At 68.9% G+C, this 23,245-nt stretch carries 24 protein-coding genes; 17 read left to right on the forward strand and 7 right to left on the reverse strand.

Going from position 1 to position 23,245, the window contains the following annotated elements; genetic code table 11:
- Positions 1 to 140: 140 nt before the first annotated feature.
- Both ACFMRZ_RS23035 and ACFMRZ_RS23040 read right to left on the reverse strand, forming a co-directional pair.
- Positions 141 to 917, reverse strand: coding sequence for an SDR family NAD(P)-dependent oxidoreductase (locus tag ACFMRZ_RS23035; protein WP_400180702.1), 777 nt, complete (start codon positions 915 to 917; stop codon positions 141 to 143).
- Entirely contained in the window at positions 904 to 1,674 is a 771-nt protein-coding gene (locus tag ACFMRZ_RS23040) for a 2OG-Fe(II) oxygenase (protein WP_400180703.1), read from the reverse strand. Before ACFMRZ_RS23040 ends, ACFMRZ_RS23035 begins: the two co-directional genes overlap by 14 nt.
- Positions 1,675 to 1,780: 106 nt before the next feature.
- Between ACFMRZ_RS23040 and ACFMRZ_RS23045 the strand changes: the two genes are divergently transcribed.
- A complete protein-coding gene (locus ACFMRZ_RS23045; RefSeq protein ID WP_280272256.1) occupies positions 1,781 to 2,407 on the forward strand; it encodes a GDSL-type esterase/lipase family protein in 627 nt (208 codons plus the stop codon).
- Positions 2,408 to 2,427: 20 nt separating this feature from the next.
- Positions 2,428 to 3,333, forward strand: coding sequence for a LysR family transcriptional regulator (locus ACFMRZ_RS23050; protein WP_400180704.1), 906 nt, complete (start codon positions 2,428 to 2,430; stop codon positions 3,331 to 3,333).
- Positions 3,334 to 3,345: 12 nt separating this feature from the next.
- Here ACFMRZ_RS23050 and ACFMRZ_RS23055 read toward each other — a convergent pair whose 3' ends face one another.
- Both ACFMRZ_RS23055 and ACFMRZ_RS23060 read right to left on the reverse strand, forming a co-directional pair.
- Positions 3,346 to 4,887 (reverse strand): phytoene desaturase family protein, encoded by a 1,542-nt coding sequence (locus ACFMRZ_RS23055; RefSeq protein WP_400180705.1) that lies wholly within the window; start codon positions 4,885 to 4,887, stop codon positions 3,346 to 3,348.
- Between the two features lie 37 nt (positions 4,888 to 4,924).
- Complete coding sequence (locus tag ACFMRZ_RS23060; RefSeq protein WP_400180706.1) at positions 4,925 to 5,557, reverse strand: class I SAM-dependent methyltransferase; 633 nt, start codon at positions 5,555 to 5,557, stop codon at positions 4,925 to 4,927.
- A gap of 187 nt (positions 5,558 to 5,744) precedes the next feature.
- Between ACFMRZ_RS23060 and ACFMRZ_RS23065 the strand changes: the two genes are divergently transcribed.
- Genes ACFMRZ_RS23065 through ACFMRZ_RS23075 form a run of 3 tightly spaced genes read left to right on the forward strand, consistent with a single transcriptional unit; the run spans position 5,745 to position 7,259 of the window.
- The gene (locus ACFMRZ_RS23065; RefSeq protein WP_400180707.1) at positions 5,745 to 6,059 is read left to right on the forward strand and encodes a hypothetical protein; all 315 of its coding nucleotides are present in this window, start codon (positions 5,745 to 5,747) and stop codon (positions 6,057 to 6,059) included.
- Positions 6,056 to 6,673, forward strand: a complete 618-nt coding sequence (locus tag ACFMRZ_RS23070; RefSeq protein ID WP_280272251.1) for a hypothetical protein — start codon at positions 6,056 to 6,058, stop codon at positions 6,671 to 6,673. Before ACFMRZ_RS23065 ends, ACFMRZ_RS23070 begins: the two co-directional genes overlap by 4 nt.
- A gap of 55 nt (positions 6,674 to 6,728) precedes the next feature.
- A complete protein-coding gene (locus ACFMRZ_RS23075; RefSeq protein WP_400180708.1) occupies positions 6,729 to 7,259 on the forward strand; it encodes an NUDIX domain-containing protein in 531 nt (176 codons plus the stop codon).
- A 35-nt stretch (positions 7,260 to 7,294) separates the two neighbouring features.
- Here ACFMRZ_RS23075 and ACFMRZ_RS23080 read toward each other — a convergent pair whose 3' ends face one another.
- On the reverse strand, positions 7,295 to 8,356 hold the full coding sequence (locus tag ACFMRZ_RS23080) for a DUF2332 domain-containing protein (RefSeq protein WP_400180709.1): 1,062 nt from the start codon (positions 8,354 to 8,356) through the stop codon (positions 7,295 to 7,297).
- 85 nt (positions 8,357 to 8,441) lie between these two features.
- On the opposite strand from ACFMRZ_RS23080, the gene ACFMRZ_RS23085 reads away from it, so the two are divergent.
- The 3 genes from ACFMRZ_RS23085 (at position 8,442) to ACFMRZ_RS23095 (ending at position 11,096) form a co-directional block, all read left to right on the forward strand.
- Entirely contained in the window at positions 8,442 to 9,071 is a 630-nt protein-coding gene (locus ACFMRZ_RS23085) for a glyoxalase (protein ID WP_400180710.1), read from the forward strand.
- A gap of 20 nt (positions 9,072 to 9,091) precedes the next feature.
- The gene (locus ACFMRZ_RS23090) at positions 9,092 to 9,937 is read left to right on the forward strand and encodes a helix-turn-helix domain-containing protein (RefSeq protein WP_400180711.1); all 846 of its coding nucleotides are present in this window, start codon (positions 9,092 to 9,094) and stop codon (positions 9,935 to 9,937) included.
- 127 nt (positions 9,938 to 10,064) lie between these two features.
- Positions 10,065 to 11,096 carry an alpha/beta hydrolase gene (locus ACFMRZ_RS23095; RefSeq protein WP_400180712.1) on the forward strand — a complete coding sequence of 344 codons (1,032 nt, stop codon included), beginning with the start codon at positions 10,065 to 10,067 and terminating at the stop codon, positions 11,094 to 11,096.
- On the opposite strand, the gene ACFMRZ_RS23100 is transcribed toward ACFMRZ_RS23095, so the two are convergent.
- Positions 11,068 to 11,790, reverse strand: coding sequence for an alpha/beta fold hydrolase (locus ACFMRZ_RS23100; RefSeq protein ID WP_400180713.1), 723 nt, complete (start codon positions 11,788 to 11,790; stop codon positions 11,068 to 11,070). The two genes, ACFMRZ_RS23095 and ACFMRZ_RS23100, sit on opposite strands and share 29 nt — an antisense overlap.
- On the opposite strand from ACFMRZ_RS23100, the gene ACFMRZ_RS23105 reads away from it, so the two are divergent.
- The 4 genes from ACFMRZ_RS23105 to ACFMRZ_RS23120 all read left to right on the forward strand — a co-directional run bounded on the left by ACFMRZ_RS23105 (position 11,789) and on the right by ACFMRZ_RS23120 (position 15,598).
- Entirely contained in the window at positions 11,789 to 12,319 is a 531-nt protein-coding gene (locus ACFMRZ_RS23105) for a TetR/AcrR family transcriptional regulator (RefSeq protein ID WP_400180714.1), read from the forward strand. The genes ACFMRZ_RS23100 and ACFMRZ_RS23105 overlap by 2 nt on opposite strands.
- A 98-nt stretch (positions 12,320 to 12,417) precedes the next feature.
- The gene (locus tag ACFMRZ_RS23110) at positions 12,418 to 13,431 is read left to right on the forward strand and encodes an alpha/beta fold hydrolase (protein WP_400180715.1); all 1,014 of its coding nucleotides are present in this window, start codon (positions 12,418 to 12,420) and stop codon (positions 13,429 to 13,431) included.
- A 77-nt stretch (positions 13,432 to 13,508) separates the two neighbouring features.
- Positions 13,509 to 14,930 carry an MFS transporter gene (locus tag ACFMRZ_RS23115; protein ID WP_400180716.1) on the forward strand — a complete coding sequence of 474 codons (1,422 nt, stop codon included), beginning with the start codon at positions 13,509 to 13,511 and terminating at the stop codon, positions 14,928 to 14,930.
- A gap of 44 nt (positions 14,931 to 14,974) precedes the next feature.
- Positions 14,975 to 15,598 (forward strand): SGNH/GDSL hydrolase family protein, encoded by a 624-nt coding sequence (locus tag ACFMRZ_RS23120; protein ID WP_400180717.1) that lies wholly within the window; start codon positions 14,975 to 14,977, stop codon positions 15,596 to 15,598.
- Here ACFMRZ_RS23120 and ACFMRZ_RS23125 read toward each other — a convergent pair.
- Complete coding sequence (locus ACFMRZ_RS23125; RefSeq protein WP_400180718.1) at positions 15,583 to 16,584, reverse strand: helix-turn-helix transcriptional regulator; 1,002 nt, start codon at positions 16,582 to 16,584, stop codon at positions 15,583 to 15,585. The genes ACFMRZ_RS23120 and ACFMRZ_RS23125 overlap by 16 nt on opposite strands.
- Positions 16,585 to 16,703: 119 nt before the next feature.
- Between ACFMRZ_RS23125 and ACFMRZ_RS23130 the strand changes: the two genes are divergently transcribed.
- The 5 genes from ACFMRZ_RS23130 to ACFMRZ_RS23150 all read left to right on the forward strand — a co-directional run bounded on the left by ACFMRZ_RS23130 (position 16,704) and on the right by ACFMRZ_RS23150 (position 23,196).
- Positions 16,704 to 17,636, forward strand: a complete 933-nt coding sequence (locus tag ACFMRZ_RS23130) for an alpha/beta fold hydrolase (protein ID WP_400180719.1) — start codon at positions 16,704 to 16,706, stop codon at positions 17,634 to 17,636.
- Between the two features lie 125 nt (positions 17,637 to 17,761).
- Positions 17,762 to 18,154 carry a YciI family protein gene (locus tag ACFMRZ_RS23135; protein WP_280272238.1) on the forward strand — a complete coding sequence of 131 codons (393 nt, stop codon included), beginning with the start codon at positions 17,762 to 17,764 and terminating at the stop codon, positions 18,152 to 18,154.
- Entirely contained in the window at positions 18,151 to 19,383 is a 1,233-nt protein-coding gene (locus tag ACFMRZ_RS23140) for an RNA polymerase sigma factor (RefSeq protein ID WP_400180720.1), read from the forward strand. The genes ACFMRZ_RS23135 and ACFMRZ_RS23140 overlap by 4 nt, the downstream gene beginning before the upstream one ends.
- Before the next feature lie 320 nt (positions 19,384 to 19,703).
- The gene (locus ACFMRZ_RS23145; protein WP_400180721.1) at positions 19,704 to 20,672 is read left to right on the forward strand and encodes an AAA family ATPase; all 969 of its coding nucleotides are present in this window, start codon (positions 19,704 to 19,706) and stop codon (positions 20,670 to 20,672) included.
- Positions 20,665 to 23,196 carry a S8 family peptidase gene (locus ACFMRZ_RS23150; RefSeq protein WP_400182948.1) on the forward strand — a complete coding sequence of 844 codons (2,532 nt, stop codon included), beginning with the start codon at positions 20,665 to 20,667 and terminating at the stop codon, positions 23,194 to 23,196. Before ACFMRZ_RS23145 ends, ACFMRZ_RS23150 begins: the two co-directional genes overlap by 8 nt.
- Positions 23,197 to 23,245: the final 49 nt, after the last annotated feature.

The raw sequence follows: 23,245 nt of genomic DNA on the forward strand, positions 1-23,245 counted from the left end.
GAACTTTCGGATCGAGGGAGCGGCGGTCCCGGGGTCGGCTCGGGTGTGAGTATGCAGGAGCGTTGCCGGGCGCCCGGTGCCAACACGCCGTCGGCCGGGTGCGTCCGGGGCAGCGCGCCGGTCGTCGTCGCCTTCCCCGTTCACCCCGGTCGCTCGGCCACCGTGCGGGCGTGCTGTCCGGTCGCCGCGTCCGGCACGCCCACGCTGTAGACCCCGCCGGTCATGTCGCCCGCGTCGAGTTCGGCGACGGCCGCGGCCACCTGCTCGGTCGGCACCAGCGCCGGGAAGGAGTTGGGCGCGATCGCGTTCGCCCGCACCCCGAACTCGGCGAACTCGGCGGCGAGGTGCCGGGTCAGCTGATCCAGCGCCGCCTTCGACGCTGCGTACACGGCCTGCCCGCCCGGGTACACGCGGGAACCCGAGATGCTCGACACGTTGACTATGTTGCGATTGCGTGCGCGGTTGTCCGCGTCGCTGTGCAGCCAGCAGCGCTGCGCCAGCCGAGCCGACAACCGCAGCGGCACACCGACATTCAGCGCGAAGTGCGGATCGAACTGGTCCAGCGCGGCGTCGCCGTCGACGATGCCGCGGGGCTGCATCCGGGCGTGCCCGGCGTTGTTGACCAGCAGGTCCACCGCGCCGAACTTCGCCAGCGCCAGGTCCACCACCCGCTCCACCTCGCCGTCGCGGGTCAGGTCGGCGCGCACCACGAAGACGCGGGAGTCGTTGTCCGGCAGCGGTTTCGACGGCTCCAGCGGGTCGATGAACCACTCCTCCTGCGACGGCGCCGCCGGTGTCCGGGTGCGGCAGACCGCGACGATGTCGTAGCGGGTGTGGAAGGCGCGGCAGAAGGCGTCGCCCAGCACCCCGCCGGCTCCGGTCAGCAGGCACACCCGGCGGTTGTCACCACTCGGCAATGCGGTCTCCTCCCCAGCGGCGCGCCGCCTCGTCCCTGGGCCGGTGCAGCCACATCACCACGCTGTTGCGGGCGGCGGTGTTGGCGCCCAGGAAGGTGTGCCAGGACCGCGGCGTGCACTCGAACACCACCATCGAATTGTCGAGCGGGGGCACGGCGAGGGTGGCTCGCGGATCCGCCGCGCCGATATCGGCGAACAGTCCGGTCTCGCCGCCATGGCCGGGCCGCCACTGCGGATTGTTCAGATAGAACAGCACCGCGACCGCGCGCACCAGCTCCCGGGCCGGCGTCCCCGGCGGCCGGGCGCCGGTGCGCAGATCGATCGAGCTGTCGGGCAGGCCGACCGCGGTCGGTCCGGGCGGCGTGCCCGGAAACCAGGCGGGCGCCAGATCGTGATGCGGTCGGCCGGGCGGGCCGTCCGGTGCGTGGTGGTGCAGCGAACCCTCCACGTCGCCGCTGGCCCGCACGCCCGCGACCCGCTCGATCACGTCGTGCCACGCCCGGGACAGGAAGACCTCCAGGGGGCCGTTGCGCACGGCGGCCAGGCTCAGCCCGGTCGCGTTGTAGTCGTCGGCGACCGGCGTGAACCGGCCCGGCTCCCGGTGCACCCGCTCGAATTCCTCGGCCAGCCGCCGGTAGAACACCTCGGTGAAGACATCACGGACATAGACGTGCGGGAACGGACGGGTCCGGCGGATCCAGCGGCGATGCGCCAGTAGATCGATGAACCACCGCGGTAGCGGCGCCTCCGTTGCCATACGTACTCCCTCCCGGACAAACCACCGCGATCTTATTGCGTGCGCGTCGTGCGTGGATTCCGGCCTTTGCCCCGACAACCGGTGCGCGGCGTGAAACCATCACACGGTGGTTCGAGATGTCCGTATCTGCTTCGTGGGTGACTCGCTGGTGGCCGGCCTCGGGGACCGCCAGTGCCTGGGTTGGGCGGGCCGTCTCGCGGCGCGTGCGGCCGGCGCCGGTCAGCCGCTGACCTACTACAACCTCGGTGTGCGGCGGGAGAGTTCCGCGGATATCGCGGAGCGCTGGGAGGCGGAATGCGCGCGCCGATTACCGGCGGGCGTCGACGGCCGGGTCGTGTTCTCCTTCGGAGTCAACGACACCCTGCTGCTCGACGGCCGGTCACCGCTGCCGACGGAGCAATCGGTGGCCCACCTGACCGGCATGCTGCGCGGCGCCCGCGCGCACGGCTGGCCGACGCTGGTCGTCGCGCCGCCGCCGGTGGACGACGACGAACACAACGACCGCACCGGGCAATTGGATGCCGCGTTGTCGGAAGCCTGTGACGGCGAAGGCGTTTCGTACGTCCGCGTGCATCAGGCGTTGCGCAACAGCGGAACCTGGATGCGCGAGGTCTCCGCCGGCGACGGCTACCACCCCAGCGCCGCCGGTTACGAGGAGTTCGCCGCCCTGATCGTCCCCCACTGGCTGCTGTGGCTCTCCGAACCCGGCGCGGGACTACCTGTCGTCCGGTGAGATAGACCACGATCGATGCCATGGACATCGACACCCGTCTGCTGCGGTACTTCGCCGTTGTGGCCGAGGAGGGTCATCTGACTCGTGCGGCGCGGCGGCTCTACGTGTCGCAACCGGCGTTGACCAAGCAGATCAGGCAGTTGGAAACCAGGCTCGGCGTCGAACTGTTCGAGCGCTCGCACACCGGGATGACGCTGACCGAGGCGGGACGCGTGCTGGCCGAACGGATTCCGGGGCTGCTGGCCGACTGGGACGCGATACTGCGGGCGGCCAAGGGTGGCGCCGCGCGGGCAGCCCGGGTGCTGCGGGTCGGGTTCATCGCCAGCGCGGCGAACGAGCACACCGCCGGGATCGTCGCCGAATTCCGGCGGCGCAATCCGGACTGGCAGGTGGATATGCGGCAGTTCGGCTGGATCGAGCCGAGCGCGGGACTGGCGACCGGCGACGTGGATGTCGCACTGGTGTGGCTGCCGTTCCCCGACCAGGATTCCTACCGGCTGCGGGAGCTGTTCACCGAACCGCGCTGGATCGCGCTGCCCACCGGCCACCGCCTGGCCGACCGCCCGGAGATCGCGTTCGAGCACCTGTGGGAGGAGCCGTTCGTCGCGGCGCCACCGGAAAGCGGTGCCTGGCGCGATTTCTGGATCGGCGCCGACTCGCGGCCGCCGGAGACCGTGGTCGTCGGTGCGCTCGCGCACAACACCGACGAGTGGCTCACCGCGATCGGCAACGGCTTCGGAATCAGCTTCACCCCGGCCTCCTCGGCGCGCTACTACCCCCGGCCGGGCGTGGAGTACCGGCCGGTGACGGGTATCGGCCCGATGGTCGTCGGCGTCGCATGGCCCGCGGTCGCCGACTCGAATCCCTTGGTACACAGCTTCGTCGACTGCTGCACTGCCGCCACCCACGTCGACGGCCCCCGCTGACCCGGCACCGCGCTAGCTTTCCAATACCGCCATGGCGGCATTGTGCCCGCCGATTCCGCTGACTCCGCCGCCGCGCACGGCGCCCGCGCCGCACAGGAGCACGTTGCGGTGACCCGTGGCCACACCCCAGCGCGCCGCTGGGTCCGTGGCGTCGTCGGCGCGGAACGGGAAGTCCAGGTCGCGGTGGAAGATGTGGCCGCCGGGCAGGCCGATCTCGCGTTCCAGGTCCAGCGGGCTCTTCGCTTCGAGGCAGGGGCGGCCCTGTGCGTCCACCGCGAGGCAGTCCCGGATCGGTTCGGCGAGTACGGAATCCAGCTGTGCCAGGGTGGCGGTCACCAGTCGCCGCTTGGTCTCGTCCGGGTCGTCGAGGAAAAGGCTTGCGGGAGTGTGCACACCGAACAGCGTCAGGGTGTGCGCGCCCTGTGCCGCCAACTCGGGGGCGAGGATCGAGGGGTCGGTGAGGGTGTGGCAGTAGATCTCGGCGGGCGGCGCGGAGGGCAACCGGCCGCTCTCGGCCTCGAGGTAGGCCCGATCCAACTGCCCGTATCCCTCGGCGATGTGGAAGGTTCCGGCGAACGCCTCGGCGGGGTCGACCGAATCCCGCAGCCGCGGCAGGCGCCGGAGCAGCATGTTGATCTTGAGTTGGGAGCCCTCCGGCCGCTCCGGCACGGGTTCGCCGAGCAGGCGCGCCAGCTCCCGCGGCGCGGCGTTCACCAAGACGTGCCGCGCCCCGACCGCGCCGCCGTCGAAGCGGACTTCCGCTGTGTCACCGTCGGTTTCGACGGCCGTGACCGCGCGGCCGGTGCACAGTTCTGCGCCCGCGGCCCGAGCGGCCGCCGCCAGCGCGTCGGTCAGTGCGCCCATCCCGCCGATCGGCACGTCCCAGTCGCCGGTTCCGCCGCCGATCACGTGGTACAGGAAGCAGCGGTTCTGGCGCAGCGTGGGGTCGTGGGCGTGGGTGAAGGTGCCGATCAGCGCGTCGGTGAGGACGACGCCGCGCACCGTGTCGTCGGCGAACGCGGCCTCGATCGTCTCGCCCAGGGGACGCTCGAAGATCGCCTCCCAGGTGGCGGCATCGTCGACCAGTCGTTGCAGTTCCGCGCGGGTCGGCAGCGGCCGGGTCAGCGTCGGGAACACCCGTTGCGCGAGCCGTCCGGTCCGGCCGTAGAACTCCTGCCAAGCCCGAAAGTCCGCTTCGGAACCGGTGATTCGCAGAAAGCTCGACCGCGTGCGGTACTCGTCGGCGGTATCGATCAGCAGTCCCGTATCGCCCACCGGCGTATACGACGAGATCCGCCGCCGGCGCGTCTCGAACCGCAGGCCCAGCTCCCGGATCAGCTGCCGCGGGAGCAGGCTCACCAGATACGAGTACCGCGACAGCCGCGCGTCCACGCCGTCGAACACCCGCTCGGACACGGCCGCGCCGCCGATGTGGTCCTGCTGTTCGAGCACCAGCACCGAACGTCCGGCGCGGGCCAGGTAGGCCGCCGCGACCAGCCCGTTGTGGCCGCCACCGGCGACGACGACCTCGTAGGAGGCACGTGTGGGCTGCATCTGCCCTGGATATCACGGCGGCCGCGGGCCGTGGCGATCAACTCGCCGACGACTTCTCCGCCAGCAGGTACGCCTGCGGATGCGCTTCGTCGTCCGGCTCCCGCACCAGCCGGGCCACGGTCCGGAACCCGCCCTCGCCCAGCAGTTCCTCGACCCGGTCCGGCGGCCACAGGTAGCTCGGCGCGACCTTGTGGTCGTGGGTCCGCACGTCGTCCCCCTCGGTGGTCTGGAACGCCAGCACCACCTGCCCGCCCGGAGTCAGCACGCGGCGGAACTCGGCGACGATGATCGGCACCCGGACCGGCGGCGTGTGAATGACGCTGTACCACGACACGATTCCGGCCAGCGCGGCGTCGGGCACCGCCAGGTTCTCCATCGAACCGACCACGTAGCGCAGGTCCGGGCGGGCGGCGCGGGCCAGGCGGATCATCTCCGGGGACAGATCGATACCGAACACGTCGAGCCCGAGCGCGGCCAGATGTGTGGTGATCCGGCCCGGTCCACAGCCGAGATCGGCGACGGCGCCGGCACCCACCCGCTCCGCGAACACGCCCAGCATCGCCCGGTCGAACGGGCTGGCGGCGAGCGCGTGCTCGAACATCGAGTGGTACAGCTCGGCCACCTCGTCGTAGCCGCGGCGGGTCCGCCGCACATCTTCCGGTTCCGTCACCGCCGGAAGTCTACGAATCCGGCCGGGCGGTGTCTCATAGCCGTCATCGACCGGCCGGGTCGCTCGAACCGCCGGACCGCTCGCGGCCTGCGCTATTACGGTGTTATCGGACCATTGTGACCGTTCACCGAAAGATGTTCCGCCGGAACGCGGTTCGCGGTGTTTGTCCGTGTTGCATCATGGGCGCATGGCTTCACGCGCAGAGCACTGGGACAGCTTCGTCGAGCACCTGCAAGCGGCCCCCGCTGCCCTGCCCGCCGTGACCCGCAGATCGATATTCCGGGCGGCCGCCGGGGACGAGTCGGCGACGGTCCCGGCCGATCTCGAGCGTTTCGTGGACACCGTGGCCCGGCACGCCTACCGCGTCACCGACAAGCAGGTCGCGGCGCTGACCGAGCACCGGTCCGAGGACGAGGTGTTCGAGGCCACCGTGGTCGCCGCCGTCGGGGCCGCCGACCGCCGGCTCCGCGCCGCCCTGCGCGCGATGGGCGGCGAGGCATGAGGCTCGATGTGGTGGATCGCGGCCACGACCGGCCGGGCCGCTGGACCCTGCGCGTCATGCGCGTTCTCGGCCGCACCGAGGTGCCCGACGTGATCAAGGTGCTGCTGTACCGGCACCGCTATTTCAGCACTCCCTACAGCGATTATCTCCAGGATCTGATGCGCGGCCCCTCGGCGTGGAGCATCGGCGAACGGGAACTGTTCGCCACGTTCACCTCCGCGCGCAACCAGTGCGAGTTCTGCCGCGCCTGCCACCAGGTCGTCGCCGAGAGCTACCAGGATCGCGAGCTGGTGGTCCGGGCGCTGGAGCGGCCCGCGGAGTCCGGTCAGCGCATCGAAGTCGTTGTGGTGCTGGACTTTCTGGCCAAGCTGGCCGACGCGCCCGACGAGGTGTCCCCGGTCGATGTGGCGCGGGTGCGCATCGCGGGCGTCACCGACGAGGCGCTCACGGAGGCGGTGCGCATCAGCGTCGCGTTCCACGCCATCAACCGCATCATGGACGCCATGGGCGGCGTGCCGCCGGAGGGTCGTGGGCTGGCCATGACGCGGTGGTTCCTGCGGCGGATGGGATACGCCACGCCACCGACGGTCAAGTACCTGTCCAAGGCGCACTGACTCCTGGGCCGACGCTCGAGCACCGCATAGGGGCGGGTGCGGCACAATCCGGGGTATGGAGACGCTCGGCTCGCAGACGGTTTACGCCAATCGCTGGATGGAAGTGCGTGAGGACACGATTCGCCGTTCCGACGGCTCCACCGGCATCTACGGTGTCGTCGATCGGCCCGATTTCGTGCTGGTGGTGCCGCGCGACGGCGAGCGCTTTCATCTGGTCGAGCAGTTCAGATATCCCGTGGGACGACGCTGCTGGGAATTTCCGGCGGGCACCCTGCCCGATCGCGCGGTCGGGGACCCGGACGATCTGGCGCACCGCGAACTGCGCGAGGAGACCGGCCTGCGCGCGGGCCGGCTGACCCTCCTCGGCCCCCTGAACGCGGCCCCGGCCACCCTCCGCCAGCGCGGCCGCGTCTACCTCGCCACCGACCTCACTCCCGGCGAACCCGAACGCGAGCCGGAGGAGCAGGACATGCGCTCGGCCTGGTTCGCCCGCGCCGACCTCGAACGAATGATTCGCTCCGGCGAGATCACCGACTCCGGAACCCTGGCCGCCTACTCGCTGCTGCTGTTGCACGAGCGAGCTTGAATTCCCTGTGCGACAACAGGTCACCGGCGCGGTGGTCACGCGGCGTCGAAGGTCGGGATTCCGTGCGGTTTGGCGCGGGCGAGTACGCGGGCCGGGCCGGTGCCGATCCGGACGGTGAGCGGAAAACCGCTGCCGCTCCGCGCCACCGGCTCGAAGGCGATGTGCGCGAACGCCGCGTCCGGCCCGGACGTGGCGGCCAGCCGGTCGAGTTCCGCGGTGACCTTCGCCCACTCGTCCGCCGGAACATATTGCCGCATAACCGAATGCCACACGACGGTGAGCGTGCCCGGCATCGGTTCGATACCGCCCAGGAACTCCGCCGCGCCCACGGCCTCGACCTCGGCCGGAACCCGTTGCGCCACCAGCAGTGCGCCGTTCAACCGGGCCGCGCGCTCGGGCTGGTCCGGCCAGACGTAGGACCGTAGCGACAGTGCGTCGGTGGGAGAGAGCGGGTTCAGTGGCGTCGGGTCGCAGCCGCGTCGCTCGATCACCTCGAGGCGTGGATAGCGGCGCACCGCCTCGGCCAGCCACCCGGGCACCGGGCCGTCCCACGCACCATCCAGTGCCACTGGCGAATCCATCGGACCCCAGCCGAAATCGCCACTGTGCCAGCGGAAGTGGTCGGCCCGCAGATTGAGTCCCGCGCTGCTGCCCAACTCCAGCAGCCGCACCGGCAGCGGCGTCGCGGCGACGGCGGCCAGCAGTCCGGCCAGTAGCGGCACCGCGCGCCCCACCTCGTTGGTCTGCGGCGGCCGCGACATCCAATCCTGGATCCACTCCGGATGGGCATCGACGGCCTCGCGGAAGGCTCGCCAGGCCCCGCCGTCCGCGTCGTCGCGGGCCGGCGCGGTGGCGCTCGGATAGTAGGCCGCGAGTTCGGGCGCCCGCCCGGTCAGCACCAGCCCGTGCACGGCTCCCAGGAACCGCAGCGGTGCGGCCGCGACCATCGGCATGTCCTCGTATCCCGAGAGCGCTCGGGCGCAGACGCCGCCGTCCGCGAGATCCGCCGCGATCTCGCTCAGCAACCGGGCATACAACGGCGACCCGAGCTTGGCGCAGGCCTTCGCCTGTAGCTCGAACTGCGGTACGAGAGACATGTCTGCACTGTGCCACGCGCCGCCCCGCGCAGCCGGTCAGGAATCGAGAAGCGCCGCCGGGTATGCGCCGCCTAACGTTGCAGACATGAACATCAGCACTGATCAGGCCGCTATCGACGCCATCATCCTGGAATCGCCCGACCCCGCCGCCGCCACGGCCTTCTATACCGCCGCCTTCGGCCTCGGCGACACACTGCGCGTGCGCGCCTCCGAGGCGCCGACGTCCGGGTTCCGGGGTTTCGTCCTGTCGCTCGTGGTGTCGCAGCCGAGCACCGTCGACAGCTTCGTCGGCACGGCGACCGCGGCGAGCGCGACGGTGGTGAAGCCCGCCACGAAGAGCTTCTGGGGTTACGGCGCCGTCGTCCAGGCCCCGGACGGCACCCTCTGGAAGATCGCCACCTCCGCCAAGAAGGACACCGGCCCCGCGACCCGGGAGATCGACGAGTTCGTGCTGCTCCTCGGCGTCGAGAAGGTGAAGGCGACCAAGCAGTTCTACCTCGACAACGGCCTGACCGTGGCAAAGAGCTTCGGCAGCAAGTACGTCGAGTTCGACACCACGGGGTCCGCGGTCAAGCTGGCGCTCTACGGGCGTCGCGCCGCCGCCAAGGACGCGGGCGTCTCCGCCGAGGGCGCCGGTGCGCACCGTCTCGCCATCGCCGGCGGGCTCGGCTCCCTGGTCGACCCGGACGGTTTCGCGTGGGAGCCCGCCGCCTGATCGGCTCGTATCATGACGACATGCCCGTCGAGCCGGTTCACGTCGCGGGAGCCGTGCTGGATATCGCGGTTCCCGCGCGATCGAACCGCATGGCGGGGATCAGCATGGCCGGGTTCCGCGGCCGGGCGAGCGACCGCGCCGAACTTCCGGTGGTGCCGTACCCGGCCCTCACGATCTTCCTCGATCTCGGCGACGCGTCGTTCATCGATGCGTCCGGCGGTGTGCGCCGGCGCGGCAGCGCCGTGATCGGTCTGCATCCCGTCGGCATGCGCGGATCCGGGCGAGTCATCGATCTGTTGCAGGTGCGGCTGTCGCCCGTGGTCGCGCACGAAATACTCGGCGTCCCCGGTGATCTCGGTGATTCGGTGGTGCCGCTCGCGGACCTGTGGGGCGGCGACGCCGCGCGAATCCAGGAACGCATGCACGCGACCGCCTCGTGGGACGAGCGGTTCGCACTCGCGAAGTCCGTCCTCACCCGCCGCGCCGCGGCCGGTCGCGCGGTCGACCCGGAGGTCGCCTTCGCCTGGCAGCGAATCGCGCTGAGCCAGGGGAGGATTCGGGTCGAGCGCCTGGCGGCCGAGACGGGCTGGAGCCGCAAACGACTGTGGTCCCGCTTCCGGTCCCAGGTCGGTCTGACCCCCAAGCGCGCCGCCCAACTGATCCGCTTCGACCACGCGGCCCACCGCCTCGCCGGCGGCCACAGCCCCGCCACCGTCGCGGCGGAAGGCGGCTACACCGACCAATCCCACCTCTACCGAGAGGTCATGTCCTTCGCGGGGCTGACCCCCACGGCCATCGCCCACGCACCATGGCTCGAGGTCGACCCGGTCGCCTGGTCCGCCCCGGAGTACGCCCCGCGCCCGTAGACCCGGCGCGCCGGGAACATTTCTCCAAGACGGCGGCCGGCGGGTCCGGCCATGCTGGCGGGCATGTGTGGAACTCGCGTGGGCGCGGCCCGTGTGCCGGTCGGCGCGGGGCGATCGAGGAGGACTCATGAACGACGCGACCGGTGACGGGCGGATGCCACGCGGCATCGTGTGGGTGTCTCGTCTGCAGAAGGACCCGGACTGGCTGAACATGACGGCCGAGGAACTGGTCACCTTCCGCGAGGCGGCGAACCGCAAGGCGGGATCGCGGCTGTTCCGGGTGGTCACCGGGCTGCCCGCACGTGGTGTCACGATCCGGTGGGAGGACGTGACGCTGCCCGATCGCGTACTCCGCATCCGCGTGTACCGGCCCAAGCGCGGCGGGCCGGGCGCACTGCCGCTCGTGCTGCATGTGCACGGCGGCGGTTTCGTCGGCACGGCGGCCCAATGTGACTGGGCGAACAGCCATTTCGCCGCGCGTCTGCCCGCGGTCGTGGTGTCGGTCGAACACCGCCTGCTCGCGCCGGACGTCCCGCTGACTGCGGTCGTCGACGACGGCTGGGACGTGCTGCGGCACCTCGTGCGAAACGCCGCGGACTTCGGCATCGACCCGGCCCGGATCGCGATCGCCGGTGAGAGCACCGGCGGGCTGGTCAGCGCGCTGGTGGCGGTGCGCGCCAAGGCCGCCGCCCTGCCCGTGCGGGCGCAGGTGCTGGTCAATCCCGCCACCGATCTGACCGACACGATGCTCGACTATCCCTCGTTCGAAAAGTACGGGAACAGCCCGACTTTGACGGTCGACAAGATGCGCCTGTTCCACCGCCTGGCCGTCCCGGCCGATTCCGACGCGCGGGCCGTGTCCCCGCTGTATGCCGACGACCTCGGCGGCCTGCCGCCCGCCCTCGTGGTCATTCCCACCCTCGACCCGATCGCCGACCAGGGCCGCCGCTACGCCGAACGGCTGCTGGAGTCGGGCACCCCTGCCCGCCGCACCGAATACCCCGGCGCCCCGCACGCCTTCCTCGCCCTCCCCGGCCTGGTGCCCCAGGCCAAGTCCGCCCGCGCGGAGATCCTCGCCTTCCTCCGAGAACACCTGACACACATTGCCTCTGCCACCACAGGGCCGCCGGTCAGCCGAGCTTCAGCAGCAGCTGGGTGAGTTCGGCCGGCATGGTGATCATGCAATCGTGCCCGGTCGGCAGTTCCCACACCACCGCCGGGGCGCCGTTGGGCTGGGTCGCGGGCACTGGACGGCGCTCCACGCCCGAACCGCCTGCGGTGCAATGGATGTGGGTGCGCGCGATGGCGTCGGCGGCGGGATTGTCCAGCCGCACCGGTTGCTGCAGGCAGCGCACCGGCTGATCGGACAGCATGGTGCGCAGCCAGGCGACATCTCCCGGCTCGGTGACGCCGAAAAGCCCTGCGGGCGGCGGCAACTCGGGCATCGGGGGCACGCGCCAGCCGCTGCCGGAACGTAGCGCCCGATCGATCATCGCCTGAGTGACGGGCAGCACGTCGACGGCGGTTTCACCGTCCCGGGGAACCATGGCGTCGAGGTACACCAGATGCGCGATCCGGTCCGGAACCCGGTGGGCGACGGCGGAGACGACCAGTCCCGCATAGCTGTGCCCGACGAGTATCACCTCGCTGAGATCCTCCTCGAGGATGAGCGTGACGATGTCGTCGACGTGCGTGTCCAGCCCGACCTCGGGGCCGAGCAGATGCCGCCGGTCGCCGTATCCGGTCAGGGTCGGCGTGCTCACCCGATGCCCGGCCGCCCCCAGCATCGGCACCACCCGAGCCCAGCACTGCTCGCTGTGCCAGGCCCCGTGGACCAGCAGATATGTCGACATGTTTCGTACTCCGTCCGTTGACGCGGCCGCGGCCGTCTTCGTCACCTCGGGTGTGGAGGCGCCGATCCGCGATATCGCGGCGCGGGCCGGTGTCGGGACGGCCACGATCTACCGTCACTTCCCGACGCGAGCCGACCTGATCGTCGCCGTCTACCGGCATCAGGTCGAATCCCTCGCGGAGACCGGCCCCGCTCTGCTGCGCGACAGTGCGAGCGCGTATGCGGCGCTGGAACATTGGGTGGACCTGTTCGTCGACTTCGTGATCACGAAGCAGGGGTTGGCCGCCGTACTCCAGTCCGACGACCCGTGTTTCGACCCGCTGCACTCCTACTTCCTCGATCGGCTCGTCCCGGTGTGCACCCGATTACTCACTGCGGCGGCCGAATCCGGCGAGATCGAGGCCGGGCAGGACGCGTACGAATTCATGCGCGGCATCGGCGGTCTGTGCGCGGGCTCGGGCAACAACCCGCGCTACGACGCTCGCCGACTGGTCGGGCTCCTCGTCGCGGGCCTGCGCCGCTCACGCTGACATCCGCGGCGGTCGGCGAGTTGCCGAAACCGCAAGATTGCGTGCCAAATAGCTGTGGGTCTGGCGAGACTCGAGCGCATCCGACAGAAGGAGCCTCGATGACCACGCGACCACGCCCTCTTCGATCCGCACGCACTCCGGTCACCGTGCTGGTGGCCATTCTGGTGGCGATCGGCACCGCGGCATGCGGCGCACCGGCTACGGAACGGGTCGCGCCCTACGCCGCCGCCACCCGGGCTGATCCGCAGTTCCAGAACACTTTTCGGCACGAGTTCACCGACGTCGACGGGGTGCGCATGCACTACGTGACAGGTGGCACCGGCAGTCCGGTGGTGCTGCTGCACGGCTGGCCGCAGACCTGGTACGGCTGGTGGCCGATCATGCCCGCGCTCGCCGAACACCACACCGTCTACGCGGTCGATCTGCCCGGCCTCGGCGACAGCACCGGTTCGCCGACCGGATACGACAAGGCCACGCTCGCGCGGTACGTGCACACGCTGATCGCCGAGCGGCTCGGTATTCGGGACGCGGCCGTCGTCGGGCACGATTTCGGCGCCGCGGTGGCGTTCCAGTACGCCAGCCGGTTCCCTTCGGACACAACGCGTCTGGGCTACTTCGACCTGCCGCTGCCGGGGCCGGCCGTCGATGCCGCCACATACCGGAACATGAGCTGGCACATCGCCTTTCACTCGCAGCGCCGCGTGCCCGAGGCGGTCGTGGGCGACGACGTCCGCGACTACCTGGCACTGTTCTATCCACAGGTTTCCTTCGGCGGCACGGCATTCGGCGGAACGTCCGACCGATCCCCGTTCACGCCCGCCGAGATCGACGAGTACGCGCGCACATACAGCGCGCCGCAGGCCCTGGCGGGCGGGTTCGAGCTGTATCGCGCCCTCGACCGAGACGTCCGCGACACCGTGGCGGCGGCACCCACCCGGGCGCCCACACTGCTCATGACCGCCCAGGGGCAACTCGACGCCGTCCGGGCCACCGTGGCCCCGCGCATCACCGCCATCGTGCGCGCGGTCGACGTCCCGCATGCCGGGCACTGGCTGGTCGAGGAGAACCCGCGGTTCGTCACCGACGAGCTGGTGCGTTTTCTCGGCGACTGATCGCCCGTTGCTTTATAAGTACGTACGGTCGTATGCTTTGCTGGCCGACGAACGGCGCGGACGAGAAGGGACGCCTGATGGATGACGTAGTGGCCGAGGCGGCGACGGACCAACCCACGGCACAGCGGCCGGGACGGGATCATTCGACCGCGATCGTGTGGATCCTGTGCTCGGCCGCGTTCATGGCGATGCTGGACGTATTCGTCGTGAACGTGGCGTTCACCGCGATCGGCGAGTCCTACCGCGGTTCCTCGCTGGCCGACCTGAGCTGGGTCCTCAACGGGTACGCGATCGTCTATGCGGCACTGCTGATTCCGGCCGGGCGGCTCGCGGACCGATGGGGACGCAGAACCGGATTCCTGGTCGGACTCACCATTTTCACGCTGGCCAGCCTGGCCTGTGCCGTCGCGCCGACGCTGTGGGCGCTGGTGGCGTTCCGAGTGCTGCAGGCGGTCGGCGCCGCCGCGCTCACCCCCGCCAGTCTGGGGCTGTTGCTCACGGTGCTGCCGCCGGCGCGCGTGCCGGGCGCCGTAAAGGTCTGGGCCACAACGAGTTCCTTCGCCGCGGCGTTCGGACCCGTGGTCGGCGGCGCGCTGGTGGAGCTGTCCTGGCGCTGGGTGTTCCTGGTCAATCTGCCGGTCGGTCTGGCGGCCGGAATCGCCGCGCTGCGTTTGGTGCCCGACCTGCGCCCGCAAGTGTCGGCGCGGGTGCCCGACCTGCTCGGAGTAGCGCTGCTGATCGTCGCGATCGGCGCGTTGTCGCTGGGTCTGGTGCAGAGCGGCGAATGGTCGTGGACCAGCGCGGCGACGCTCGGCGCGCTCGTGGTCGCCGGGGCGAGCCTGGTCCTGTTCGTGCTGCGGATGCGGTCGCATCCGGAGCCGGTGGTGTCGCCAGACTTGTTCCGGGTGCCGACGTTCCTGTGGGCCAACGTGACCGTGCTCGCGTTCTGCACCGCGTTCGGAGCGTGGTTCCTCAGCATCGCCATGTGGCTGGAGAACGGGGCCCGCTTCAGCACCATCGAAACCGGGCTCGCCATCGTCCCGGGGCCGATCATGGTGCCGATCTTCGCCGCCGTCGGCCAGCGACTGATCCGGCGAATTCCGGTGGGAACCGTTGTCGCCGTGGGAAATCTGCTGTTCGCCGGGGGCGTGCTCCTGGTATCGACCAGCGCCGCCATGCCCGTGCGGTACGCCGCCGAGGTACTGCCCGGGTGGATGATCTCCGGTGTCGGCATCGGTCTCGCGCTGCCGAGCATGATCGCCTCCGCCGCCGTCGATCTGCCGCCGGACCGGTCGGCGACCGGCAGTGCGGTGGTGAACACCGCCCGCCAGCTCGGCTATGTCCTGGGCGTCGCCGTTCTGATCGCCCTCGTCGGGTCGCTCGCCTCCGACCGGATGCTGACCGCCTTCCGGCACGGCTGGTGGTTTGTCGCCCTCGCGGCCGCCGTCAGCGCGATAACGGCCTTCGGCATCAGGCCCCGGACGAACTCGGGTAAATGATCATGACCTGGTCGACATCGACGGAAGAAACCGACCCTTTCTGCTTGCCGCCCTTGACCTCCGCGGCCTTGCTGTTCGACGCCCCGTGGCGCCGGTTCGGCGTGGTCGGCGACAGCCTGTCCGCCGGTACCGGCGACCCCACGCCCGGCTACGCCGACCAGGGCTGGTCCGACCGGGTGGCGAACATCTTGCGACGGGTGCGCCCGGACCTGCGATACCTCAACACCGCGGAGAACGGCGTCACCACCGCCCGGACCGTAGCGGGCCAATTCGACCGCATGCTCGAATTCGCCCCCGATCTGCTGCACCTGCCGAGCGGACCGAACGACATCCTGCGCCGCGACCCGGACTTCGACATGATCGAAAAGGCGATGCGCCGCATGTACGACCTCGCGGCGGGGACCGGCGCCCTGTTGACGACCTTCACTCTCGGCCGCGCCTACGTCGTCCCGGCCTTCCCGGACTGGTCCGAGCGCATCCGCGCGATCAACGCCATGACCCGTCGCCTCGCCGCCGAATACGAGGCCGTGGTCATCGACATGTGGGATCACCCCTTCAACGACCGCGCAAACCTGTTGAGCGCCGACCGGATTCACTTCTCCACCTCCGGCCAAGCGGTGATGGCCACCGAGTTCGTCCGCCGGCTGTCGCATCAACTCTCGACATGAACGGGCTCCTCAGGGCCAGGGTGATAGGTGCGGACCAACGCGGCGGCGACCTCGCCCAGGTACCGCCGCAGGGCGGGCGGGTGCAGCACCTCGGCCTCCGCGCCCAGGCGCAGCAACAGTCCCGCGGTGTGCTCGAGGGTCTCCAGCGGGATCTCCACAACGGACCACCCGTCGCGTTCGAGGCGGGCGGTATCGCGCGCGGCACGCACCAGATCCGGATCGAGCAGATGGTCGAGGCGGTCCAGCACATGTGCCGACATCCGCACGGTGGCCGTTCCCCGCCGGCGTCGGGCGTCGAACTCGCCCAGCGAGTCCTGCCAATGCCGCGCGAGGTCGAACTCGGCGGGGCGTTCGAAGGTGTCGTCGAGGACCCGCAGCGTGACGATCTGCGATACCCGGTAGGTCCGGATGTCCCCTCCGGCGGCGCCGATCAGATACCAGTGGCCGGACTTGAGGACCAGGCCGTACGGGTCGAGGGTGCGCCGCACGCATCGAGGCTCGGCCCAGCGCAGGTATTCGATGTGCAGGCGGTGCTGTGTCCACACCGCCGCCACCACGTCGTTCAGGTGTGCGAGACCCTCCGGGCGGGCATACCACCGGTCGGTGTCGAGGTGGAATCGCTGCGTCATGCGCTCGGCCGGGGCGCGTACCGGCTCCGGCAGTGCGGCCAGCAGCTTCCGTCGGGCGGTGGTCAGTACCGCGCCCAGCCCCAGCGCGGCCGCCGGACCGGGCAGTCCGGACAGGAACAGGGCCTCGGCTTCCGCGGCGGTCATCCCGGTCAAGCGGGTCTGGTAGCCGTCCAGCAATCGGTAGCCGCCGTCCTGCCCGGCCTCGCCGTAGAGCGGAATGCCCGCGGCGCTCAACGCCTCCATGTCGCGATAGACCGTCCGGTCCGACACCTCCAACTCCCGTGCCAGCTGTCCGGCCGTCATTCGGCCGCGCGCCTGCAACAACAACACGATCGACAGCAATCTGCTCGCTCGCACCACCCCAGTCTGGCGGCCGCCACCGACAGTTCCTTCAACATCCGCGCCCTTCACTGACAGCACCTGTCAGTGACCCGCTCCTACCGTGTGTCCCGACCGAAACGACCACGGAGGAACGAATGATCGCGGCAACCGAAACGTTCGACGGCACCTGGCCTTTCCCCGCTCGCTTCACCGAATCGGCCGGATTCCGGCAGCACTATGTCGATGTCGGCCCCCGCGACGGTGCACCGATCGTGCTCTTGCACGGCGAACCGACCTGGGGATACCTGTGGCGGCACCTCATCGGCCCGTTGTCGGGCACCCACCGCGTGGTCGTGCCCGACCACATGGGCTTCGGCAAGAGCGCCACCCCCGCCGGCCGCGGCTATCTCGCCGACGAGCACATCGACAACCTCACCGCGCTGCTCGCCGACGAACTCGACCTCACCGGCATCACACTGGTCATGCACGACTGGGGTGGTCCCATCGGCGCCGGGTTCGCGCTGCGCCACCCCGACCGGGTAGCGCGCCTGTTCGCCACCAATACCGTTGTGCCGCTGGGCTTTCCCGGATACGACGAGCTGATGGCCGCCAACCTCGCCGAGAGCACGTGGTTCCGGTGGGCCATGTCCTCCCAGGAAACCGGCGCGCTGGAACAGATTCTGGGCAATGCCGGGTCCACGGTCTGCCACCTCATGCTCGCCTTGCAGACGATCGCCCGGCCGGAGATCGTCACGCCCACCTGGATCCGCGCCTACGCCGAACATTTCGGCGGCCGCGCCGACTGCGAAGGCGTGCTCCGCTTTCCCCAGCAACTGGTCGTCCCGGACCCCGCCGCCGCGCCGACCCCGCCCGATCCCCAGGCCGTCGCCGCACTACGCGCGAAGCCCGCGATTCTCGTGGAGGGCATGCGGGACACCGCGCTACTGCCCCGCCACATCATCCCGGCCTTCCGGCTCGCCTACCCGGACGCCCCCGTCATCGAACTCCCGCACGCCGGCCACTTCACCCCCGAGGACACACCCCACGAACTACTGACCGCACTGGAACTGTTCCTGCACAGCACCTGACGGCCCACGTCGAACCCGACTCGTCCAGGCGATCGCGACGGCGATGTCGACATCGGGAGGTGCGCTCCGACGTTTCGGGTAAGGATGGGTCATCCGGGCGCATCCTCGATCGTGAAGGAGCCGTGATGAAGTACGTGATCCTGATTCACTCCAATCCGCAACCCTGGGGACATCCGACGGGCGACTACCTGCCCGAGTACCAGGCGATGTCGCAGGCGGAACGAGACCGGGTGAACTCCGATTTCGAGAAGTTGCTCGGCGAGCTGCAAGAGAGGGGCGAGTTGGTGACGGGCGAGGCCCTCGGTGCGCCCGAGTCGTCGCGGCTGTATCGGTGGGCCGACGGGAAACCGCTGGTGACCGATGGTCCGTACTCGGAGGCCAAGGAGCATCTGGCGGGGTTCTTCCTGATCGACGTGGAGAACCACGCCCGCGCCGAGGAGATCACCGCGCAATTCGCCGGTCCGGGTGAAACCGTCGAATTGCGGCCCGCGATGTGGCCGGGCGGCGACGACCAATGAGCGTGGTGGAGGACGTGTGGCGGCAGGAGTCGCCGCACGTCCTCGCCGCCCTGCTGCGCCGGCACGGCGACCTCGGCGATTGCGAGGACGCCGCCCAGGAGGCGGCCGAAGCGGCCACGGCGCAGTGGCCCCGCGACGGGGAGCCCGCCAATCCGCGCGGCTGGCTGATCACCGTGGCGTCGCGCCGATTGATCGACCGGCTGCGAGCCGACCGGGCACGGGCCGGGCGCGAAGAGGCCGTGACCGCCGCACAGCCCGGCGACTCGCGCTTCGCGCCGCCGGCGGACCAGGCGGTGGGCGACGAAGACGACGTGCTGCGGATGTTCGTGCTCTGCTGCCACCCGAGCCTGAGCCGTTCCTCGCAGGTCGCGCTGACCCTGCACGCCGTGGGCGGCCTCGGGACCGCTCAGATCGCCGCCGCCTACCTCGTTCCCGAACGCACCATGACGCAACGTCTCACCCGGGCCCGGTCGACGCTGCGGTCGGCCGGTGCGGTGTTCGAACTCCCGAGCCGATCCGAACTGCCCTCGCGCATCGCGTCCGTGCTCGATGTGTGCCATCTGCTGTTCACCGAGGGCCACACCCGTTCGGCCGGTGGGGCGCTGGTGGATTGGAGCGCGACCGATGAAGCGATCCGACTCACCCGCCAATTACATTGCGCGATACCGGATCACGACGAGGTCGCCGGCGCCCTCGCGCTCATGCTGCTCACCAGTTCCCGAGCGGCGACCCGCACCGAGGACGGCAACCTGATCCCGCTCGGCGAACAGGACCGCAGCCGATGGGACCGGGACCTGATCGCGGAAGGCGTCGCGATCCTGGAGCGCGTGCTGCCGCGCGGCCATGTCGGCCGATTCCAGTTGCAGGCGGCGATCGCCGCCGTGCACGCGGAGGCCCCCACCTGGGAGAGCACCGACTGGCGGCAGATCAGCATCCTCTACGCCATGCTCGACCGCGTCGCACCCGGCCCGATCGTGACCCTCAACCGAGCCGTCGCCCTCGGCATGGCCGTCGGCCCCCGGCAAGGCCTGGACCTGATCGCACCCCTGCTCGACAACCCGTCGATGCGCCGCCACCACCGCACCCACGCGGTACGCGCCCACCTCCTGGAAATGATCGGCGACCACCCCGCGGCCATCGCCAGCTATCGCCGCGCCGCCCAACTCACCGCCAGCGTCCCCGAACAGCGATACCTCAACACCCGCATGCGCCGCCTCACCGAACGGTAGCCATTGCGGTTTAACTGTAGGGTCTCAAAAGTCGTGGCATCTCCCGATGCTGTGACCTGGGATTGACGTTCAGTCTCACGCGGCCGCCATCGCCTCCAGTCTCAAAACGGTGGCATTTCCTCGGCATCTGGAGCCTCTCGACAAAGCCTGAGGCGACCCCGAACCGCAGCCACGGACACCAGCCGGAGTCAGCGTGAAGAACCGGACAGGCCACTGCGAGCGGAAGGCTGTGTTTCTGGCTGTCGTGGCATCGTAAGATGAGGCCCGACTCCAATGAGGGACAATAGAGTAAACGAAACGTCGAGGCAGGAGGTGACGGCGTGGCTGCCTCAGGCGATCACATCACTGCCATGGTCCGTAGCCATGCCTCCGGCGACGACGCCGCCTTCTACTCGGTCGCGCTCCAGATAGCTGCCCGGGAAGCTCGGCGAGGCCATCACGTCCTCGCAGGCGACATCAAGAAGGCTGTCGACGCCTCCCGCGAGCGGACGCCTTTGGCCAATGTGACCAAACTGGTGCCGTCCCGCGGTGAGCTAGCCGAACTGGTCGAGACGTCCCGGCCTGAAGTTCATCTCCGTGACCTCATCGCACCGAACGATCTGCTCACCCAGATCAAACAGGTCATCGCAGAACAACGTCAGCGCAAGAACCTGCTCGATCATGGCTTTGCGCCAGCTCACCGCCTGCTGCTCGAAGGCCCCCCAGGCACCGGGAAGACGATGACAGCGTCGGTGCTCGCTACCGAGTTGTCCCTGCCGATGTTCACCGTCAGGCTCGACAGCCTGCTGTCAAAGTTCATGGGAGAAACCGCCGGCAAGTTGCGAATCGTTTTCGACGCGGTTTCTCAGCATCGGGCGGTGTATCTGTTCGACGAGTTCGACGCGCTGGGTGCCGACCGATCGGGCAACGACGTGGGGGAAGCACGTCGCATACTCAACTCGTTTCTCGTGTTCCTCGAGGAAGCCAGTCCAGAGTCGATCGTCATCGCTGCGACCAATCACCGCGCGATCCTCGACAAGGCTCTATTCCGTCGTTTCGACGTGGTCCTGACCTACTCGTTACCCGATTCACGACAGGCTGCCGCAGTCATCCGCGCTCGCCTTGGCTCGCTCGCGACAGGGACGGCGATGAACAAGCTCGGCGATTACACGGCCGGGCTCAGCCACGCCGAACTGGTGAAAGCCGCCGAGTCAGCAGCGAAGGCCGTGCTGATGCGTCGTGAATTGCAGGTTGGACGCGAAGACATCATCGCTGCTCTCATCGCGCGGCGAACGGCCAGCCTTGGCTGACGAACCCCAGTACCTGGACCACCTCTACATATCCGGGCACGCTGCATCCGAACGCTTCCGACGCTCCGGCGGAGGTAAGGCCAAAGTACAGTCTGTCGGGCGAAGCCGTCACGGTCGCAAACTGAAGAGCGAGGCGGGTCAGGCATTCGCGACCTTCGACGCCGAACGCGACCTGCTGAACCTCAGCGATGTCGAGTTGCGGGCACTGGGAACAATCGTCGTGCTGGAAGGCAGCCCCGGCACCGACTACCCCTTGAAGGTCGAATCGTTGACCAGCAGAACCTCCCACCGGGAGCGCAGGCCACGATGGATTCTGCTGTCGGTGCACCCGGCGACGCCTGATACCCCCGAGCAGGCGACGGTCTGGGTCGCTGACGCCTACCGCCAGCAATTCCTCAAGCTGTTTCAGGACTACCTCGACGCCGAAACGTCTCAAGGAAATCCCAAGAACCGGGAACTGGTGGCAAACATCTCCAGGATCCGCCGTGCCGTACTCGATGACCTATGGACCTCAGCAGGCACACCCCCGCAGCACGGAACCACCTGGTGGGAGATCTGGCTCGACGCGACTTCCGAACATGCGCAAGACCTGGACCGGTTCGTCGAAGCCAACGGACTGCGTTCCCTCCATCGGTCCATCCTTCTCCGCGACCGTGTCGTGGTGTGGGTACAAGCCACCTGGCAACAACTCGAACTGTTGACCTACACCCGCATCCCTCTCGCCGAAATCCGCTCACCCGAGTTTATCGACACCGTCGAAGACCTCTCTGCCGACGAGACCATCGAATACGTGCAGGACCTGGCAAGTCGAGTGACTGCCGCACCTCATGACGCGCCCGCAGTATGTCATCTCGATACCGGGGTGCTACGGAGCCACGTACTGCTGCGCGACTCACTGTCCGAAGACGACCACCACACCATCCTCGGCACCTCCGGAACAGACGTGCACCCGTCGGGGCATGGCACGTCCATGGCAGGCCTCGCGCTGTTCGGAAACCTGGAACCACATTTGACCGGAAACAGCGTCATCAGACTTCAGCATCGCCTCGAATCGGTCCGAATGGCTCCGGCACCGCACGAAAGAGCTATCGCCCCAATCGACTTCGGCAGTGCCACCGTGCAGGCAGTTACGCTTCCCGAGATCACCAACCCCAGACGACGGGTATTCTGCCTCACACTCAGTACACAACCCGACAACCCAGGCGAACCGACCCTGTGGTCGGCCGCGGTCGATGCGCTCGCGGTCGGTAGCGACTCGACCCATGTCGGCGAGCAATTCCGGCTGCTTTCCGCACCGGACCCCGATGCAGCGCGGCTAATCATCGTCGCCGCCGGCAACGTCGACCGGTACGACCTCGACCACCGCGTCAATAGCGACACCTCGGCGATCGAAGACCCGGGGCAAGCGTGGAATGCCCTGACTGTCGGCGCGTACACAGACCTGACAGCGACTCCGGCTCATCCACAATACGACGGCTGGACGGTGATGGCGGGCGCCGGGCAGCTGTCGCCGCACAGCCGCACGTCGGTGATGTTCAACCAACGCAAGTGGCCGATCAAACCCGATATCTGCATGGAAGGCGGCAATGTCCTCACCGACGGAGCACAGACCTTCGAACCACGACACGCCTTGTTGTCGCTGCGGACCACAGGCCACGCCCACGACAGCGCACTGACCTCGGCCAACGCCACAAGCGCGGCTACCGCGCAGGCCTCCCGGCTCGCGTCTCTCGCCATGTGCCGCTATCCCGACTACTGGCCCGAAACCGTGCGAGGGCTGCTCCCTCACTGTGCCGAATGGACGTCCGCAATGAGTGAGGAGGTGAAGGCCGATCAACTGAAAAACGCTCGCCTGCAACTGCTTCGCCGCTACGGATGGGGCGTCCCGACCGAAGACGCGGTCCTGAACTCAACACATCGCGCTGTCACCATGGTCACCCAGGACCAATTCGTGCCGTTCGAGGGCGACGACTACACCATGCGCCAGTTCCGGCTTCATACCCTGCCCTGGCCCGCCGATGCACTCCGAGCAATCGCGGCTGCCGATGTCCGCCTACGAATAACGCTGTCCTACTTCATAGAACCTTCAGCGTCGCGCCGGGGCTGGCGCAGAAGGTACGCCTACCCATCACACTCTTTGCGATTCGACCTGCAAGGACCGCTGGAGAAGCGGAGCGATTTCATCGCACGCATCAATCGAGATGCACAATCCGACGAAGACGGCGCACCCAGAACCAGCCCCAAGTCCGACCGATGGCTCCTCGGGGAACAACAGCGCTGTTTCGGTTCGCTGCATCAAGATGAATGGCACGGCTTGGCAAGCGAACTCGCCGAATGCAACTCGATCGCAGTATACCCCGTCGGCGGCTGGTGGAAGAACAGCAAATCGCCCGACAGACGAGATACCGCTGTGCGCTACGCACTACTAATCTCGCTAACCACCACCGAACAACACATAGACCTCTACACCCCGATCGAAACACAGCTTCATATCCCCGTCATCACACCGATCGCAACCAACTGACAGCCCTCCGCTCCAGTCAGCGGACGGAACCAGAGAGCCGTCCTGGCCC

The organism is Nocardia sp. N2S4-5 (assembly GCF_044628355.1).
GTDB classification, from domain to species: domain Bacteria; phylum Actinomycetota; class Actinomycetes; order Mycobacteriales; family Mycobacteriaceae; genus Nocardia; species Nocardia wallacei_B.